This window comes from Rhodococcus sp. Z13_19A, from assembly GCF_058133575.1.
Genome location: NZ_JBYUNN010000002.1, coordinates 238,638 through 254,723 on the forward strand (window position 1 = coordinate 238,638; position 16,086 = coordinate 254,723).

At 70.9% G+C, this 16,086-nt stretch carries 15 protein-coding genes and 1 pseudogene; 7 read left to right on the top strand and 9 right to left on the bottom strand.

The window, feature by feature from the left end:
* The first annotated feature begins 207 nt into the window (after nucleotides 1–207).
* The gene (locus AC3YNX_RS07800) at nucleotides 208–663 is read left to right on the top strand and encodes a helix-turn-helix domain-containing protein (protein WP_164860559.1); all 456 of its coding nucleotides are present in this window, start codon (nucleotides 208–210) and stop codon (nucleotides 661–663) included.
* A 6-nt stretch (nucleotides 664–669) separates the two neighbouring features.
* Here the strand turns inward: AC3YNX_RS07800 and AC3YNX_RS07805 are convergent.
* Nucleotides 670–825: pseudogene (locus AC3YNX_RS07805) on the bottom strand (hypothetical protein); the annotation flags it as partial.
* Between the two features lie 309 nt (nucleotides 826–1,134).
* Between AC3YNX_RS07805 and AC3YNX_RS07810 the strand changes: the two are divergent.
* Nucleotides 1,135–2,169, top strand: coding sequence for a DUF4352 domain-containing protein (locus AC3YNX_RS07810; RefSeq protein ID WP_489995112.1), 1,035 nt, complete (start codon nucleotides 1,135–1,137; stop codon nucleotides 2,167–2,169).
* 109 nt (nucleotides 2,170–2,278) lie between these two features.
* Here the strand turns inward: AC3YNX_RS07810 and AC3YNX_RS07815 are convergent, their stop codons facing one another.
* From AC3YNX_RS07815 to AC3YNX_RS07830, 4 genes are all read right to left on the bottom strand, one after another.
* A complete protein-coding gene (locus AC3YNX_RS07815; RefSeq protein WP_489983633.1) occupies nucleotides 2,279–2,947 on the bottom strand; it encodes an IF2 family translation initiation factor in 669 nt (222 codons plus the stop codon).
* A gap of 29 nt (nucleotides 2,948–2,976) precedes the next feature.
* A complete protein-coding gene (locus tag AC3YNX_RS07820; protein WP_127782081.1) occupies nucleotides 2,977–3,534 on the bottom strand; it encodes a CsbD family protein in 558 nt (185 codons plus the stop codon).
* 250 nt (nucleotides 3,535–3,784) lie between these two features.
* Nucleotides 3,785–4,546 carry a 1-acyl-sn-glycerol-3-phosphate acyltransferase gene (locus tag AC3YNX_RS07825; RefSeq protein WP_489995113.1) on the bottom strand — a complete coding sequence of 254 codons (762 nt, stop codon included), beginning with the start codon at nucleotides 4,544–4,546 and terminating at the stop codon, nucleotides 3,785–3,787.
* A 5-nt stretch (nucleotides 4,547–4,551) separates the two neighbouring features.
* Nucleotides 4,552–5,355 (bottom strand): GAF and ANTAR domain-containing protein, encoded by an 804-nt coding sequence (locus tag AC3YNX_RS07830; RefSeq protein WP_489995114.1) that lies wholly within the window; start codon nucleotides 5,353–5,355, stop codon nucleotides 4,552–4,554.
* Between the two features lie 148 nt (nucleotides 5,356–5,503).
* Here AC3YNX_RS07830 and AC3YNX_RS07835 point away from each other — a divergent pair, with 148 nt between their 5' ends.
* Complete coding sequence (locus AC3YNX_RS07835) at nucleotides 5,504–7,003, top strand: FAD-dependent oxidoreductase (RefSeq protein ID WP_489995115.1); 1,500 nt, start codon at nucleotides 5,504–5,506, stop codon at nucleotides 7,001–7,003.
* Here the strand turns inward: AC3YNX_RS07835 and AC3YNX_RS07840 are convergent.
* Genes AC3YNX_RS07840 through malQ form a run of 3 tightly spaced genes read right to left on the bottom strand, consistent with a single transcriptional unit; the run spans nucleotide 7,000 to nucleotide 10,570 of the window.
* Nucleotides 7,000–7,974 carry an asparaginase gene (locus AC3YNX_RS07840; RefSeq protein ID WP_489995116.1) on the bottom strand — a complete coding sequence of 325 codons (975 nt, stop codon included), beginning with the start codon at nucleotides 7,972–7,974 and terminating at the stop codon, nucleotides 7,000–7,002. The two genes, AC3YNX_RS07835 and AC3YNX_RS07840, sit on opposite strands and share 4 nt — an antisense overlap.
* The gene (budC, locus tag AC3YNX_RS07845) at nucleotides 7,971–8,732 is read right to left on the bottom strand and encodes a meso-2,3-butanediol dehydrogenase (protein WP_489995117.1); all 762 of its coding nucleotides are present in this window, start codon (nucleotides 8,730–8,732) and stop codon (nucleotides 7,971–7,973) included. Before budC ends, AC3YNX_RS07840 begins: the two co-directional genes overlap by 4 nt.
* On the bottom strand, nucleotides 8,729–10,570 hold the full coding sequence (malQ, locus tag AC3YNX_RS07850) for a 4-alpha-glucanotransferase (RefSeq protein WP_489995118.1): 1,842 nt from the start codon (nucleotides 10,568–10,570) through the stop codon (nucleotides 8,729–8,731). Before malQ ends, budC begins: the two co-directional genes overlap by 4 nt.
* A 181-nt stretch (nucleotides 10,571–10,751) precedes the next feature.
* Between malQ and AC3YNX_RS07855 the strand changes: the two genes are divergently transcribed.
* The 4 genes from AC3YNX_RS07855 (at nucleotide 10,752) to AC3YNX_RS07870 (ending at nucleotide 14,540) form a co-directional block, all read left to right on the top strand.
* Nucleotides 10,752–12,368: a class I adenylate-forming enzyme family protein gene (locus tag AC3YNX_RS07855; RefSeq protein WP_489995119.1), complete on the top strand. Its 1,617-nt coding sequence runs from the start codon at nucleotides 10,752–10,754 to the stop codon at nucleotides 12,366–12,368.
* 79 nt (nucleotides 12,369–12,447) lie between these two features.
* Nucleotides 12,448–12,846, top strand: a complete 399-nt coding sequence (locus tag AC3YNX_RS07860) for a hypothetical protein (RefSeq protein ID WP_489995120.1) — start codon at nucleotides 12,448–12,450, stop codon at nucleotides 12,844–12,846.
* 41 nt (nucleotides 12,847–12,887) lie between these two features.
* Nucleotides 12,888–13,421, top strand: a complete 534-nt coding sequence (locus AC3YNX_RS07865) for a DUF3558 domain-containing protein (protein WP_489995121.1) — start codon at nucleotides 12,888–12,890, stop codon at nucleotides 13,419–13,421.
* Between the two features lie 561 nt (nucleotides 13,422–13,982).
* Nucleotides 13,983–14,540: a DUF3558 family protein gene (locus AC3YNX_RS07870; RefSeq protein WP_489995122.1), complete on the top strand. Its 558-nt coding sequence runs from the start codon at nucleotides 13,983–13,985 to the stop codon at nucleotides 14,538–14,540.
* A gap of 27 nt (nucleotides 14,541–14,567) precedes the next feature.
* Here the strand turns inward: AC3YNX_RS07870 and AC3YNX_RS07875 are convergent, their stop codons facing one another.
* Nucleotides 14,568–15,812, bottom strand: a complete 1,245-nt coding sequence (locus tag AC3YNX_RS07875) for an HNH endonuclease signature motif containing protein (protein WP_489995123.1) — start codon at nucleotides 15,810–15,812, stop codon at nucleotides 14,568–14,570.
* Nucleotides 15,813–16,086 lie beyond the last annotated feature (274 nt).

The following is a 16,086-nucleotide window of genomic DNA, read 5'->3' on the forward strand; positions in this document are numbered from 1 at the left end:
GTCAAGGGATCTCCCACCACAGGCTCTCGGCGGCCAGAGCGGTCGGCGAACAGCCCTGATGATGGTACTGGAGGCCTCTGCGTACCGCGGCGGGGCGCCCAGGCGTGGCCGTACTGCGTTCGCACGACTGACCGGTGTCGGTGCCCTGTGCCATGGTGGGTGAGCACGTCCGGGGGGACGAGCGGTACGGGTAGGGGTGGGGGCACCATGTCAGAGTTCAACAAGGCGCTGGGCGGACGGCTGCGCGAGGTCCGCAAGGGACTGGGACTGTCGCTGCAGGCCGTGCAGGAGAAGTCCGACGGCCAGTGGAAGGCCGTGGTCGTCGGCTCCTACGAGCGGGGTGACCGCGGCCTCACGATGATCCGCCTGGCCGCGCTCGCCCGCTTCTACGGTGTCGGTGTCGCCGAGCTGATCCCGGAGCTTCGCGCGGACGCCAAGCCGGTGCGCCTGGTGCTCAACGTCGACCGGGTGCGCCAGCTGACGCAGGAGCAGGCCCAGCCAGTGCGCCAGCACGTGGAGACCGTCCTGCACCGCCGCGGCGGCACGTCCACGCTGCTGGAGATGCGTGCAGCGGACCTCGACGTGCTGGCCTCGGCGAACAACACCACGGGCGCGCAGCTGCTGAACCAGCTGGCTGACTGGGGCTGCTGCGCCCGAGCCTGAGCGTGCTCAGCGTGCCTGCAGCCGCCGCGGGTACAGCGCAGCGATGCACCGCTGCACCCACCGAGGCGCTGGTCCCAGCGGCCTGAGCACCGGCCAGGCCGGCGGCGACGCCTGCACGCGGCCGGTCACCACGCCCTCGGGCGCCAGCTCCACGGTGAAGCGCTCGAGCCCGGCCGGCGCCCAGCCCGATCAGCACGGTGGCGGTGCGGGTGGTTGCAGCGCCGTGGCTCGCGCCAGACGGTCGCTCGTCCTGTCTGCGTGCACTCGTGTTCGCCCCCTAGCGTTCGCAGCACTCGCGCAACCAGCCGTGATGTGCCCCGCCACCGCCTCGGCGGCCGCGTCGGAATGTGACGGGTGTGAGCCGGCATCTGTTTAGAATGCGCTGCGAAGGTTGCTCTTTCGGCCACTTGGGTCCAACGAGGAGCGGCTTTCGGCCCCGGCCGCCCTCCCCCCAGTCAAAGGACCACGTCGATGTCTCAGCAGCCTCCGCCCACCGGAGATGACTCGTCCAGCGAGCCCCAGAGCACCGGCTGGCAGAAGCCGTCCAACCCGACCCCCCCGCAGAACGAGCAGGGGGACCAGGGCCAGCAGGGCTACGCGCCGGGTTCCTACCCGTCCGGTCCCTACCCGCAGGGCTCCTACCCCTCGGGGCCGTACCCGCAGGGGCAGACCGACCCCAACGCCTACGGCCAGCCGCAGTACGGCCAGCCCGGCTACGGGCAGCCGCAGTACGGCCAGCCCGGCTACGGCCAGGAGCAGTACGCCCAGGGACAGTACGACCCGAACGCCTACCAGCAGCAGCAGTACGGCCAGCCCACCTACGGACAGCCCGGCTACGGACAGCCCGCGTACGGCCAGCCCGGCTTCCCGCAGGGGCCGGTGCCGCCGCAGAAGAACAACAACAAGATCTGGATCTTGGCGTCGGCGGCGGTCGCGGTGCTGGTGATCGGCGCCGGCGTGGCCATCGTGGCCGTGCAGAGCTCCGACGACGACGGCGACACCGCTGCCCCCACCAGCTCCGCTGCCCCGTCTAGCTCCGGTAGCCCCTCCAGTTCCAGCTCCAGTTCCAGCGCGGCACCGTCGAGCTCGTCGACCACCTCGGGTGACAACTACCCGGGCAAGAGCTCGGGCGACACCATCGTCCAGGCCGGCGAGCTGGGCACCAAGGACAGCATCGCGGTCACCACCACGGCGCTCACCGAGTTCAAGGGCCGGTACGACGACCTGCTCTGCACGTCGGTGGTCCTGAAGAACCAGGACACCAAGGAGCGCACCTTCACCAACCTGCGCTGGGAGCTGGCTGACCCCACGGGGCGCATCGAGGACGCCAGCTACGCCTCCGACATCCCCAACCGGTTGAAGTCCGGCGCGGTGGCACCGGGCGCGGAGATCACCGGCAACGTCTGCTTCGAGCAGCCCAACGGTCTGCCGTCGGGCACCTACGCCGTCACCTTCGAGCCGCAGCTGGGCGACGAGGACCGCATCGTCTGGATCAACAAGCGCTAGGCGCCGCACAGCAGAGAGCCCGGCAACCGGACACTGGGTCCGGCTGCCGGGCTCTCTGCGTGGTGCGGTGCTGCGCTGACTGGCTCTGCGCTGACTGGCTCTGCGCCGACTAGCTCTGCGCGTTCTGCCGCTGCGTCTTCTCTGCCTCGGCCAGCTTCTCCACCTGGTTGGCGTCGGCCCGCTTCTGGGTGGCCTCGTCACGCTTGGCGGCGGCCTCCTTCAGCTCGGCCGTCGCCGGCGCCGCGGCCTGCTTCTCCTTGGCGTCGATCTTGGCCTGCTCGGCCTTCTTCTCCGCCTCGGCGTCCCGCTTGCGCTTGGCGGCCAGCTCGTCGGCCTGCTTCTTCTCCGCCGCAGCGCGCTGCTCGGCCTGCTCGGCCGCCTTCTTCTTGCGGTCCTCCTCGGCCTTGCGCGCCGCGGCCTGCTTCTGCTGCTTCTCCCGCTGCGCGGCCACCTGGTCCTCGCGGGCCTGCTGCTGCTTGGCCTTCAGCTCGGCGTCGGCCTGCTCGCGCTTGCGGTCGGCCTCCTCCTGCAGCTCCACGGCCCGGGTGAGGGCGGCGCTGCGCTCCTGCAGGGCCTCCCCGCGGCGGATGGCGGCCGGGTCGCCCAGGGCGCGACCGACGGCACCGTCGATGGCGCCGAGGGTGCGCTCGTAGGCGAGCCGCACGGGCGCCTCGTCGTGCATGCGGGACACCACCTGCGTCTCGATGAGCTGCAGCGGGAGTCGGGCCACCTGGTAGGGCAGCCGCAGCGCGGCCTTGGGGATGCTGAGCACGTTCATGCGGTCTCCTTCGATCGGTGTGGTGGTGGTCAGGACAGCTCGGCGTCGCCGCTGAGCTTCGCCGCCTCGCGGCGGGCCTTCTCGGCGGCGGCCTCGGCGTTGGCCGCCTCGGCGTTGGCGGCGGTGTGCTCGGCGCTCGCCTGGGCGGCGTCCTGTGCGGCGGAGGTGGACTTGGCGCGGGCGGTGGCCTCGGCGCCCTGCTCCTTGGCCTTGGCGTCCCGCTCGGCCTGAGCCTGCTCGCGGGCGGTCTCCTGCTGCTTGGCGGCCTCGGCCTGGCGACGCTCCGCCTGCTGGCGGGCCTCGGCAGCCTGCTTGGCCGCGGCGGACTCCTGGGCGGTGGCCGTGCGCTCCTGGGCGGCCTCCTGCCGGACCTCGGTGAGGTCCTCGGCAGCGTCCTTGGCCTTTGCGTCGGCCACGGCGGCGTCGGCGTTGGCCTCCCTGCGCTGGGCGGCCTGCGTCTGGTCCAGCTGGCCCTCGGCGGTCAGGGAGTCGTTGCCGGACAGCGCGCCGGCCACCTCCTTGGCCTTGCCCTTGATCGAGTCGAACATGCCCTTGCGGGCCTCACCAGACTTGTCTTGCTCAGTCATTCAGCACTCCTAGTGGTCTCGCGTGGTCGGACGCCGACGGGCGTCCGTGGTGCGGTGGCCACCCGCTCCGGCCCCGAGCAACCCGTGCTTGTGCAGGCGGGGCCCAGGGCGGACGGTGGCAGCGATCCCGGCTTCTCGAGGACGCGTGAAGTCCTAAGTGTACGTCTGTGCACGGCATTCGCACCCGGCAGTGGCGTGGCTAACACCCTGGTCAGAGGCCCGCGGTGCTGTCAACCGCAACCTCGCGCCGCTAGCCGAGCACCGGTCGCCTGCCCTCGGTCATCGCCGTGAGGCGGTCCTGCATCAGGGTCTGCACGCGTCCGGCGAGCTCCTCCGCGCTCTCCCCGTCGCGGGCCTGCACGGCCGGCAGCACGGCGGTGCAGAGCTTGCTCGGCAGCGGCAGGTAGGGCAGCACCAGCCCCACCAGTCCGAGGTTGAGCCCCCACGGCAGCGACACCGACAACGGCAGCGCCCGCAGGTTCAGCCAGGTGTCCAGGCGTGCGGCCCGGGCCAGGTTCTGCCCGTCGGCGAGCACCAGCAGCGTCTCGCCCACCCCTGCCGTCACCACCGGGACGATGGGCACCTCCGCCCGCAGGGCCAGGGCGGCGAAGCCCGGCCGACCGTCGAAGATGATGCGGTTGCGGTTGTTCCAGGTGGCCGCCGCCTCCACGTCCCCGCCGGGCAGCACCAGCACGTGGTGGTCCTGCGCGAACGCCTCCAGCGCGTTGGCCATGCTGGCGGGCCGGGCGCCGAAGGCCTCCGCCAGCGCTCCGAAGCCCAGCGTCCAGGCCAGCGGGTGGGCGAGCACGGTGACCGGGCGCCCTGGCCGCAGCTCGTGCAGCGCAGCGGCGACGGCCAGCAGGGTGACGTCCAGCAGCCCGCCGAAGCCGTGGTTGGCCACCAGCAGCACCGGTCTGTCGGGGAGGTCACCGGCCACCGCCAGCTCGAGGCGGTGGTAGCGCCGGGCGATCTCGGTGCCCAGGCGCCGCAGCAGCGCGGGCGGAGAAGTCACGTCGGCTAGCGGTCGGTGAGCTGCAGGACGCGCCGCGCGGCCCGGTAGGCGGCCGGCTCGAGCAGGGCCGGGGTGGTGCTGGCGACCAGCTCGGCCATGGCCTCGGCGATCCGGCGCACCTTGATGTTGGACCCCTGCGAGCACAGGGTGAGCACCTGCCATGCCTCCTCGGCGGTGCACTGTCGGTGCTGCATGACCATCCCCACCGCGCGGTCGGTGTCGGTGCGTGAGGCCAGGGCGTTGCGCAGGTTCATCTCCTGGTTGCGGGCGGCGCGCAGCGCGGCCAGCCGCAGGTCCAGCTGCTGCATCACCATGCCGGCCAGGCTGCGCAGGGTGCACAGCTGCTCCGAGGTGGGCTGCCGGGGCCGGGTGTCCAGCACGTTCACCGTGCCCAGGCGGTGCCCGCCCTCGGTGACGATCGGTGCCCCGGCGTAGAACCGCACGCCCAGCCGGCCGCGGACCAGGCTGTTCTCCAGGGTGCGTGGGTCGCGCAGGGTGTCCGGCAGCACGTAGGGCTCGTCCTGCAGGATCGCCGACGCGCACAGCCCGGGCTCGCGGCTGATCTCGGCGACCCCGGGGGGCAGACCCTCCGCGGCCTTGAACCAGATCCGGTCCTCGTCCACCAGGGTCACCGTGGCCATCGGCACGTCGAAGACGTGCGCAGCGACCTGGGCGGCGCGGGTGAACGCGCCGTCGCGCGGGGTGTCCAGCACCTCGTAGCGCCGCAGCGTGGTCAGCCGGGCCGGCTCGTCGGCGGGAACGGTCGGCGGGGGGCAGGTCGCGGCGCCGATGCCGATGACGTCACTCATGTGCACTCCTCAGGTGGGCCGGGTCAAGGATGGCACCGAACGACCCGACTCGCGACGCAGATCTGTCCCCCACCGGCACCGACGTGCGACCAGGTCACGACGGTGATTACATGGGGGGCTCCCGCACCGGCTCCCAGGAGGACCCGCGTTGACCTCGCTCTGGCTCGACCGCCCCGGGCTGCCCCGGTACCCGCCGCTGACCGAGGGGCGACGCTACGACGTGGTGGTGGCCGGCGCCGGGCTCACCGGTCTGGTCACCGCGCTGTTGTTCGCTCGGGCCGGTCGGCGGGTCGCGGTGGTGGAGGCACGCACGGTGGGTGCGGTGACCACCGGCAACACCACCGCCAAGGTGAGCCTGCTGCAGGGCACCCGGCTGAGCCAGCTGGCCGGCAAGCAGCCCGCCGACTCCGTGCGCAGCTACGTGGAGGCCAACCGCGAGGGTCAGCAGTGGCTGCTCGACTACTGCGCCCAGCGCAAGGTTCCCGTGCAGCGCACGCCCGCCATCACCTACGGCACCACCCCGCGGGGCCGGCGGCAGGCCCGGGCGGAGCTGGCCGTGGCCGTCAAGGTCGGCCTGGACGCGCGGTGGGACCGCGACCTCGACCTGCCCTACCCCACCCTGGGCGGGGTGCGCCTGGACGACCAGGCCCAGCTCGACCCGATGGACGTGCTGCTCGCCCTGGCCGCCGAGCTGCGGGAGCTGGGCGCGGACATCTTCGAGAACACTCGCGTCACCGAGGTGCACCCGAGCGAGGAGACCACAGTGGTCACCGAGCACGGTGACGTCCGCGCTGACCGGGTGGTGCTGGCCACCGGCATGCCGATCCTGGACCGCGCCGGCTACTTCGCGCGGCTGGAGCCGCTGCGCTCGTACTGCCTGGCGTTCACGGTGCCCGGCCCGATCCCCACCGGCATGTACCTCAGCGCCGACGCCACCACCCGCTCGCTGCGTACGGCGCCCACCTTCCGCGGCCGGCGAGCCCGCACGCCCCGGCTCATCGTGGGCGGCAACGGCCACGTCGTCGGCCGGGTGACGTCGGAGCAGGCGATGGTGGACGACCTGCGCAGCTGGACCGAGGAGCACTTCCCCGGGGCGAGGCTGACGCACTGGTGGTCGGCGCAGGACTACGAGTCCATCGACGGGCTGCCCTACGTCGGCCCGCTCACCCCCGGCGACGAGCGCGTGCTCATCGCCACCGGCTTCGACAAGTGGGGCATGACCAACGCCGTGGCCGCGGCGCTGTTGCTGTCCAAGCGGGTGCTGGGCGAGCAGAGCACTCCGTGGGCCCGGGTGCTGGACAGCTGGCGGCTGCACGAGCTGGTGGGCTTTCCCAAGGGCGCCAGCCTCAACGCCAAGGTGGGGTGGAACCTGGCCGAGGGCTGGATCAAGCCGCTGCTGAGCCCCGGCTCCGTGGAGCAGCCGGCGGAGGGCCACGGCGAGGTGCGCCGCAACCTGCCCGCCCCGGTGGCGGTGTGCACGGTGGACGGCACCACGCACACGGTGTCGGCGATGTGCCCGCACCTGGGCGGCATCGTCTCCTGGAACGACGCCGAGCGGTCCTGGGACTGCCCGCTGCACGGCTCCCGCTTCGCCGCCGACGGCACGGTGCTGGAGGGGCCGAGCACTTCGGGGCTCACTCCTCGCTAGCTGGCGGCAAAAGCGGTGCGCACCTGCGTGTCGTCGGCGCCGGCGGCCAGCAGCGCGGCCAGCTGCACGCGGGCCTGGCTGGGGCGCAGCGTCCCGGTGAGGACCGCGCCGGCGGCCACCAGGTCGCGGCCCCCGCCCCCGCCGCCGTAGACCGCGCGCAGCGGACCGGCCGGCACGCGGCTGGACAGCAGCACGTGCACGCCCCGCTGGACGTGCCGGCGCACCGCCGCCACCACGGTGGGGTTGGCGTTGCCCAGCCCGGGTGCTTCCAGCACCAGCCCGCGGGCGCCGGCGGCGGCGCAGGCGTCCAGCGCGGTGGCGTCCGCACCGGGGTAGAGCGCCACCACGTCCACCCGCACGTCGGCGAGGTCGGTCAGCCCGGACAACGGGGCCGGGCGCTGTGGCGGTCGCTGCACCACCAGCTCGCCGAGCACCACGCGGCCCACCGCGCCCAGCTCGGGATCAGCGAAGGGGGCCGACGCCAGGGTGTGCATCTTGCGGGTGCCGCGCGCGGCGTGCACCGCCCCGTCGAACACCACCAGCACGCCCAGGCCGCGGGCGGCCGGGTCAGCGGCCACGGTGAGTGCGTCGCGCAGGTTGCCGGGCCCGTCGGTGTTCGGCTCGTCCGCGCCGCGCTGGGCGCCGGTGAGCACCACCGGGCGAGGATCGTCGTGCACCAGGTCGAGCAGGAAGGCGGTCTCCTCGGTGGTGTCGGTGCCGTGGGTGAGCACCACGCCGTCCACGCCCTCGGCCAGGGCGGCGGCCACCGCGCGGCGGATCACGTCCAGGTCGGCCAGGGTGAGGGCGGCGCTGTTCTTGCTGAGCACGTCGCGCACCTGCACCTGCACGCCGGCGGGCAGGTCCACCCCGTCGAGCAGCTCGGCCCCGGAGACCCCGGCCACCTTGGCGCCGGTGGCGTCGGCACTGCTGGCGATGGTGCCACCGGTGGTGAGCACCGCGACTGTGGTCACGTCATCCTCGGCTGGCCGTTGGAGGCGCTGAGACCGCCGTCCACCGGCAGGTTCACCCCGGTGACGAAGCCCGCGTCGGGGCTGGCCAGGAAGGCGATCACCGCGGCGACCTCCTCCGGCTGCGCGCCCCGGCCCATCGGGATGCGGTCGGTGAAGCGGGCCATCACCTCGTCGTTGCCGACCATGCCCTGGGTCATCTCGGTGAAGGTGAACGACGGAGCCACCGCGTTCACCCGCACCCCGTCGGCGGCGTGGTCCATGGCCAGCGCGCGGGTCAGGTTGACCACCGCGCCCTTGGCCGCGTTGTAGGCGACGTTGTCCCAGTCCCCGCCCAGGCCGGACACCGAGGAGACGTTGACGATGCACCCGCCGCTGCTGATCAGGTGCGGCATGGCGGCCCGGCAGCCGTGGAAGACACCGTCGACGTTGGTGCGCAGCACCCGGTTCCAGTCCTCGTCGCTGGTGTGCAGCACGTCGCCGGGGGCGCCGGTGCCGGCGTTGTTCACCAGCACGTCCAGCCCGCCGCAGGCGGACACCACGTCCGCCACCAGCTGCTCCACCGCGTCGCGGTCGGTGACGTCGACCTCGGCCACCCGCACGTCGCCGTCGGCCGCGGCGGCCACCTGCTCCAGCTTGTCCCGACGGCGGCCGGTGATGGTGACGATCGCGCCCTCGGCGGCGAAGCGCTGTGCCGTGGCCGCGCCGATGCCCGTGCCGCCGCCGGTGACCACGACGACCTTTCCGGCGAAGCGGCTCATGCGGCGCCACCGGGGCGCACGGCGCTGCCCAGCTCCTCGGCCAGCGCCTCCGCCGAGGCGGTCTCGCCCAGGTCGTCCACCAGCACCGGCAGCGGGATGCACCAGTTGTCGCGGGTGGTGGTGCCCGGCACGTTGGGCCGGCGCACGGCGAGCACCGCGTCGTCGATGGTGGCGCACAGCAGCGCCGAGGGGGCCTGCGCCAGCTTCTCGTGGGCCTGCAGCACCGCCTGCTCACCGGTCATCTCCGGGCGCACGCCGAGCTTGGCCAGCATCCCGGCCCGGGCGGCGGCCAGCTCTTCGTCACTGCCCAGCACCAGTGCCTGCTGCTCGGCCATGTCGGTGCCGTCCACCAACCCGCACACGGTGGGCAGGTCGTGGGTGGTCACCGCGGACATCGCCTCGACCGGCCAGGTGGCGGGGGCGTCCTCCTCGAAGTACAGCAGCCGGTAGCTGAGGATGCCGAAGTCGGCCATCGCCTCGCGGACGCCGTCCTCCACCACGCCGAGGTCCTCGCCGACCACCAGCGCCTGCGCCCGGTGGCTCTCCAGGGCGACGATGTTGAGCATGTCCTGCCACGGGTAGCGCACGTAGGCGCCCTCGGTGGGGCCCTTGCCCGGCGGCACCCACCACAGCCGGAACAGTCCCATCACGTGGTCCACCCGCAGCCCGCCCGCCCCGGCGAGGGTGGCGCGCACTCCCTGGATGAACGGCTCGTAGTCGGCCAGCCGCAGTCGCCACGGCACGAACGGCGGTGAGCCCCAGTCCTGGCCGAGGCCGTTGAACTCGTCCGGGGGAGCGCCCACGGTCACGCCGTCGGCCATCACGCCCTGCCAGGCCCAGGCGTCGGCGCCGCCGCCGGATACTCCGACGGGCAGGTCCTGCAGCACGGTCATCCCGTCGCAGGCGCGTTCCAGCTGCAGCTGCAGGTTCCACTGCAGCCACGCGTGGAAGGCCACCTCGTCGGGCTGGGCGGCGACGGCGGCGGCCACCGCGGGCCCGGCCGGGTCGTGCAGCTCCTCGGGCCAGTCGTGGAAGTCGTCGCCGTGCTGCTGGGCCAGCAGGCACCAGGTGGCCCACTCCTGCAGCGGGGCGCCCTGCTCGGCCCGCCACTGGGCGAACTCCTGGGGCTGGGCGGCGTCGAAGATGCGCCGCAGCACCGCCCGCTGCAGCGTCCACGCCGCGTCGCGGTCCAGGGTGTCCAGCGCGGCCAGCTCGGCGGCCGCGGCGTGGTCGGCGGGGGTGAGCACGTCGTCGGCGCCGGGCACCTCGGGGATGCGCAGGTACAGCGGGTTGCGGAAGCGGCGGGTGGCCGGCAGGTAGGGGCTGTCCTCCTGGGGCAGCGTGGGGGCCACGCCGTGCAGCGGGTTCACCAGCAGGAAGCCGGCGCCGCGCTGCTGGGCCCACTCGCGCACCGTGCGCAGGCTGGCCAGGTCACCGGTGCCCCAGCTGCCGCGGGCGCGGGCGGCGTAGACCTGCACAGCCATGCCCCACTCGCGCAGCGGCTCCGGGCGGAAGCAGCGGCCGGGGGAGACGATCAGCCGGCGCTCGGGTCCCCCGGCCGGGACCAGCCGGTGGTAGCCCAGCGGGAGCTCACCTGCGGGGCCGCCCACGTCCAGGGTGGTGCCGTCCTCGCACACCAGCTGGCCGCTGGGCAGGGTCACGGCGTCGCCGGTGGCCAGCACCAGGGGGGCGCGCTGGTCCAGGTCGGCTGGGGGCGTGCCGATCACCGTGCGCAGCGCCTGCAGGGTCCGCTCGCTGGGGTGCTGTTCCTGGTCGAAGTCGTCCAGCCAGGTCAGGGAGATGCCCCACTCGTCGGTGCTCACCTCGGGGGAGCTCATGCCGTCACCGCCCGAACCTGGCGGCGGACAACGAGACCGGGGTTCAGCCAGGGTGCGCTCATGGGGCTGATTGTTCTCTGTCTGTGTCGACCCTGCTCAGTGCGGTGCGGAAGAAAAGTGACACTGGTTACACTCCGCCTTGGCCTCGATGAGACGTGCCCCACTCACCAGATTGGCAGCCATGATCAAGCCGCAGCTCGACGTGCACCGTTCCGCGCAGTACTACGACTTCGCCGGCAAGGACGTGCCGTGGCTGGCCAAGCTGTGGGCGGAGCAGACGCCGGACAAGGTGTTCCTGGTGTGGGAGCCCCGCGACGGCCGCACTCGCACGTGGACCTACCAGCAGTTTTGGCAGGAGATCAACCAGGTGGCGTGCGGGCTGATCGCCCGTGGGGTGACCAAGGGCGACAAGGTGCTCATCCACTCCGACAACTGCCCGGAGATGATGATCGCCTGGTACGCCTCGGCCATCGTGGGGTCGGTGGCGGTCACCACCAACACCCGCTGCATCGGCGAGGAGCTGACGTACTTCGCGGAGCACTCCGAGGCGGTGGGGTGCATCACTCAGCCCAAGTTCGTCGAGGAGCTGGCCAAGAACGCCACCAACCTCGGGTGGTTCGTGGTCACCGAGGACAACTCCGGCGAGGCCGCCACCGAGGAGCAGCTCGGCCACGGCCAGCCCACCTGGGACAGCCTCTACACCGAGGGCGACGAGCCGCCGGCGCGGCCCGCGGAGCCGATGCTGCCGGTGGGGATCCAGTACACGTCCGGGACCACGTCGCGGCCCAAGGCGGTGGTGCACACCCACGCCAACGCACTGTGGGGTGGACGCAGCGGGTCGCAGAACGTGCTGATGACCAGCGACGACACCTACCTGGTGTTCCTGCCGTGCTTCCACGTCAACGCCCAGAGCTGGTCGTTCTGGTCGATGATGTGGGTGGGCGGCACGGTGGTGCTGCAGCCGAAGTTCTCCTCCAGCACGTTCTGGGACCTCTCGCTCAAGCACCAGGTGACGCGGGCGTCGATGATCCCGTTCTGCATCAAGGCCATCTCGTCGCAGGCGGTGCCCGAGCACTCCTACAAGACGTGGGCCACCGGGGTGAAGCTGCACGACATCGAGAACCACTGGAAGGTCACGACGTTCGCCACGTGGGGGATGACCGAGACGGTCACGCACGCCACCCGCGGCGACGTCATCCAGGACTCCCCGGAGATGAACATCGGGATCCCGTCGCCGGGCTACGAGTTCGCCATCGTGGACCCGGAGACCGGTGAGCTGTGCCCGCCCGGGGTGAACGGTGACCTGTGGGTGCGGGGGACGCGCGGGGTGCAGATCTTCCTGGAGTACTTCAAGAACCCGGAGGCGATGGCCTCCTCCTTCGCCGACGACGGCTGGTTCCGCAGCGGCGACGTGGCCCGGATCGGCGAGGACGGCTACTTCTACTTCGGCGACCGGGACAAGGACATTCTCAAGGTCGGTGGGGAGAACGTCTCGGCCAGCCAGGTGGAGGGCTTCGTGCTGGGGCTGTTCGCCCGTGGGGTGCTGGAGGCGCAGGCAGTGGTGGCGCAGAAGCACGAGATGCTCGGCGAGGTGCCGGTGCTGTTCGCGGTGCGCAGCGGGCACACCACGCTCACCGAGGAGGAGATCCGCACAACGGTGCTGCAGGGGTGCGAGGAAGGCTTGGCGGACTTCAAGCGTCCGCGGGAGGTCTACTTCCTGGACGAGCTGCCCCGGGCGACCCTGGACAAGGTGGCCAAGAACAAGCTGCGCGACCTGGCCAACGAGATGCAGCCCTGAGCTGATCCTGTGGCGCCAGGAACCGTGGGGGGCGGCGACGCGTCGGACGGTGTGACCTTACGGGGGAGGGGTGTGTCCGATGTTGCCTGAGGATGATCGCGCGCTGGCGGAGTCGAGTGCCGCGGTGGAGCGGAGCAAGACGGAGTGGACGGCGCTGAAGGCGTCGGCGGGGCGGGGTGAGCTGCGCTTTGAGCCGGAGGCGGCGGAGCGGTGCGCGAAGGCGTGTGAGGACGCGATCGCGAAGATTGAGGATCACTTGCTGAGGGTTCAGGAGCTGTATCGAACGGATGGCTTTGGAGTGCCCCAAGCCGGCGTCGCCCTTGCGGGAAAGTTCCACAACAAGGCAAGCGAAGCATCCCAGGTGCTGACTGCTCATCGACAGGTGTTGCAAGAGATGCGGGACACCTATCGTGCCGCCGGTCGCGCGTACGCGACTGCTGAGGCGACCAGTGCCAACAGCTTCCGGCCTTCGCAATGAAGTGTTCGAGTTCGGCGGCGCTCGTTCCTACCTTCGTCATGATGTTCGCACTGGCGGGTTGTGGCGAGGGAGTGGACACCGCCATTCCAGGGACGGTGGTGCCAACTACCGCTGTCACGGCACCTAGCGCTGACGTTCCTGCGCCTCCGAGGAGCCCGGTAATCGACCCGTGCAATGACATTGCAGATGGGGACATGGTCAGTCTGGGCCTAGATCCGGCGACCAAGAAGGACAGTAGCGTGTCGGGTCAGGTCGAGGAGCGCGGTTGTCGCTGGACCGGCGAGCACATATTGGTGAGCGTCAAGACGACAACTGGCTCGGTCAAGCTGTACGACACCCGTCAGGACTTAGCCGACGTCACGCATCCGCATGTCGCAGGCCTTCCATCCATTGCATTTAGAACCCCCAACGATCCAGGTGGTTGCTCCGTGGTTTCGGACCTGGACGGAAGTGGGGGCCTGGTTGTGACACTCCGGATAAAGGGTGAACATGAGGCGGCTGTCGGCGTGGACTCCTGCACCGCTGCAGTGAAGACCATGGAGAGGGTGGTGCCGATTTTGGTGGCGATGCGCTAGGACGCAGGTCAGCTAGGCGAGAGAGCGGTTCGGTGCTCTGCGGGCAGTTGAGTGTGCGGCGGTGCCAGGAACCGTGGTGGGTGATGGTGTGACCTGACGGGCGGTGGGGTGTGTCCGATGTTGCCTGAGGATGATCGCGCGCTGGCGGAGTCGAGTGCTGCGGTGGAGCGGAGCAAGACGGAGTGGACGGCGCTGAAGGCGTCGGCGGGGCGGGGGTGAGCTGCGCTTTGAGCCGGAGGCGGCGGAGCGGTGCGCGAAGGCGTGTGAGGACGCGATCGCGAAGATTGAGGGGCACTTAGCAAATGCCCATCGTTTGGGCTCAGTAGAGGGATTCGGCAGTCCTAACGCTGGAGTTGCCCTAGCTCGCAAGTTCGGGGCAAAAGGTGCCGAGGCAATGTCAGTGCTTGAGGTGCACTTAGGCGTGCTGGCCGATATGCGCGATGCGTATCGCGCTGCGGGCAGCGCGTACGCAGCAACTGAGGCTGCTAGCAAGATGAACTTCGGTGCGCCCGAGTGAAGCGCGGCCTTCACCAAGCCGCTGTGGCCTTAGCGTGCTGCGTCATGGCAGTTGGCGCGGCGGCTTGCGGGCCCGGTTCCGTACCCCCGCAGAGCCCCGCCGGCGAGAGAGGCACGGTTGCGGATGGGCCACCGAGCGCCAGCGCGACAGCCCAGCCAAGAGCGGCTGACATTGACACGTGTGAGGACTTGCCTCCAGCAGATGTCGCTGCGTTGGGCCTTGGCCCTGCGACCAAGGCGCGCGCTGACCTTGCTGGAGAAGTCCAACAGTTTGGCTGCCGTTGGACCAGTGACCACGTCATCGCCGATGTGCTGACCACAACGGCCTCAGTTGCGATGTACGACAGCAGGACGGACCTCGACGTTGTCGGGCATCCGGTAATCGCTCAACTGCCCTCGATTGCCGATCGGGTTCCCACGGACCGCCGAGGGTGCATTGTGGTCTCGGATCTGAATGGCGGTGCGGGCCTCATGGTGCTGGTACGCATCCAGTTCGAGCACGAGGCGGCCGTGGGTGTGGATTCGTGCACTCTGGCGACGCGATTATGGAAAGGGCTGCGCCGATTCTGCTCGCACCACGCTGACGATCCCCGAGTCGTGTGAAGCGCGCCCGAGTAGCGGTACCGACTCTTAGCCCAAGCATGGAGCTTGAGGCTGATGTCGTCGTTCGTGTGATGGTCGTGGGGTGCCGCCGGGGTCGATCCATTTCGGTGGGGTGAACCAGGGTTGGTGGTTGTCACCGATGGCTACGGACCAGCCGTGGTGGTGGACGACGCGGTGGTGGTGGCCGCAGAGCAGCACAAGATTTCCCAACGCTGTGTCGCCGTTGTCAGCCCAGTGCACGATGTGGTGGGCGTGGCACCAGCCTGGGGGTCGGCCGCAGCCGGGGAACGCGCAGCCGCGATCCCGGGCGATTAGTGCTCGCCGCAGCCCACCGGACACCACGTAGGTGCTGCGTCCGACGTCGAGCGGTACGCCGTTCTCGTCCAGGGTCATGGGGGTGATCTCGGCGTCACAGGCCAACCGTCGGGCGGCGGCGATGGACAAGGGGCCGAGGAAGGTGAGCTCTGCGGCCGGGCCATGGCCGGCGGCGAGGGCGTCGGCGCGCACGTGCAGGGTGAGGTGCGGGCGGGCGTAGCCCTCGCCGGGCACGCAGGCGTGGTCAGCGGCGCGGCCGAGCAGGTCCACCAGCGCGTCCCCGAGGCGTTTGCCCGGCGAGCGGGTGTCTCGCTCTCCGTCGTCTTCCGGTTGTGGCTTGGCTAGCGGTGAGAGCACTGAGCGGGCGAGCTCGGCGGCTTCGGTGTCCAGCCAGCCGGTGATCTTGTGCAGGCCGTCGCCGCAATCACTGATGCGCAGCTCCCGGCGGGCTACAGCTTGTTCCTCGGTGAGCTCAGCATCGTCGGGGCAGATACGGGCGAGCAGCTCGCGACCGCGGCGGCCCAATGCCTGGGGGTCCTCCAGGCGGGCGGCGTCCAGCAGGTAGGTGCGGCAGGCGTCGACACCGTCACCGGGTAGGTCGTCGGGCAGCTGCTGCAGCACCCGAATGATCACCTCGGCGTGCTCGCTCAGCAGGGCGCCGGTGTCCAGCGCCGCGGCCACATCGGGCAGCCGATCCAGGGCCAGGCCCAGCCGCACCATTCTCGATGCCGCACCCGGGGACACATGGCTCACGTCGGTCAGCCACCGCGCGGTGTTCGCGGCACCCAGCTCGATTGCTGCTCCCCGCCGGTCAATCTCGGTGATGGTTCGTAGCTGCAGACCCTGAATGGCAGAGACCGTGGTTCCTAGCTCGCGGGCGAATGCGCGGAGCTCGTCCGTGCCCAGCCGCCACAGCTCGACCCCAGTGGGCTCGGCGAGTGCGGCGGCGATCTCCATGGATCGAACACTAGTTCGAACCACCGACAGTTTTGAGAAGTCAGGTGACCTTGCGCAGATCTGTGCACAAACCCGTATCTGCTGGTCAGGCTGTCCACAGGCTTTGCCAAAGCCAGCCGGCGACGGATCTCATCGAACTAGGGTTGCACCCGCTTGGAGCGCTTCGTACCCACAGTTGTCGGAACCGTGGGCGACGTCGGCGCGTCCTACGGCAGGCGACTATCAGGAGGTCCGGCGTGTACGACAGCAGTCGGCCGGACGGTGGTAGCTCTAC

Excerpts from the sequence above, each read along its gene's own strand:
- budC (WP_489995117.1), bottom strand. The coding sequence starts at position 8,732 with ATGAGCCGCTTCGCCGGAAAGGTCGTCGTGGTCACCGGCGGCGGCACG.
- malQ (WP_489995118.1), bottom strand. The coding sequence starts at position 10,570 with ATGAGCTCCCCCGAGGTGAGCACCGACGAGTGGGGCATCTCCCTGACC.
- AC3YNX_RS07875 (WP_489995123.1), bottom strand. The coding sequence starts at position 15,812 with ATGGAGATCGCCGCCGCACTCGCCGAGCCCACTGGGGTCGAGCTGTGG.
- AC3YNX_RS07815 (WP_489983633.1), bottom strand. The coding sequence starts at position 2,947 with ATGAACGTGCTCAGCATCCCCAAGGCCGCGCTGCGGCTGCCCTACCAG.
- AC3YNX_RS07810 (WP_489995112.1), top strand. The coding sequence starts at position 1,135 with ATGTCTCAGCAGCCTCCGCCCACCGGAGATGACTCGTCCAGCGAGCCC.
- AC3YNX_RS07820 (WP_127782081.1), bottom strand. The coding sequence starts at position 3,534 with ATGACTGAGCAAGACAAGTCTGGTGAGGCCCGCAAGGGCATGTTCGAC.
- AC3YNX_RS07830 (WP_489995114.1), bottom strand. The coding sequence starts at position 5,355 with ATGAGTGACGTCATCGGCATCGGCGCCGCGACCTGCCCCCCGCCGACC.
- AC3YNX_RS07800 (WP_164860559.1), top strand. The coding sequence starts at position 208 with ATGTCAGAGTTCAACAAGGCGCTGGGCGGACGGCTGCGCGAGGTCCGC.
- AC3YNX_RS07870 (WP_489995122.1), top strand. The coding sequence starts at position 13,983 with ATGGCAGTTGGCGCGGCGGCTTGCGGGCCCGGTTCCGTACCCCCGCAG.
- AC3YNX_RS07865 (WP_489995121.1), top strand. The coding sequence starts at position 12,888 with ATGTTCGCACTGGCGGGTTGTGGCGAGGGAGTGGACACCGCCATTCCA.
- AC3YNX_RS07855 (WP_489995119.1), top strand. The coding sequence starts at position 10,752 with ATGATCAAGCCGCAGCTCGACGTGCACCGTTCCGCGCAGTACTACGAC.
- AC3YNX_RS07860 (WP_489995120.1), top strand. The coding sequence starts at position 12,448 with ATGTTGCCTGAGGATGATCGCGCGCTGGCGGAGTCGAGTGCCGCGGTG.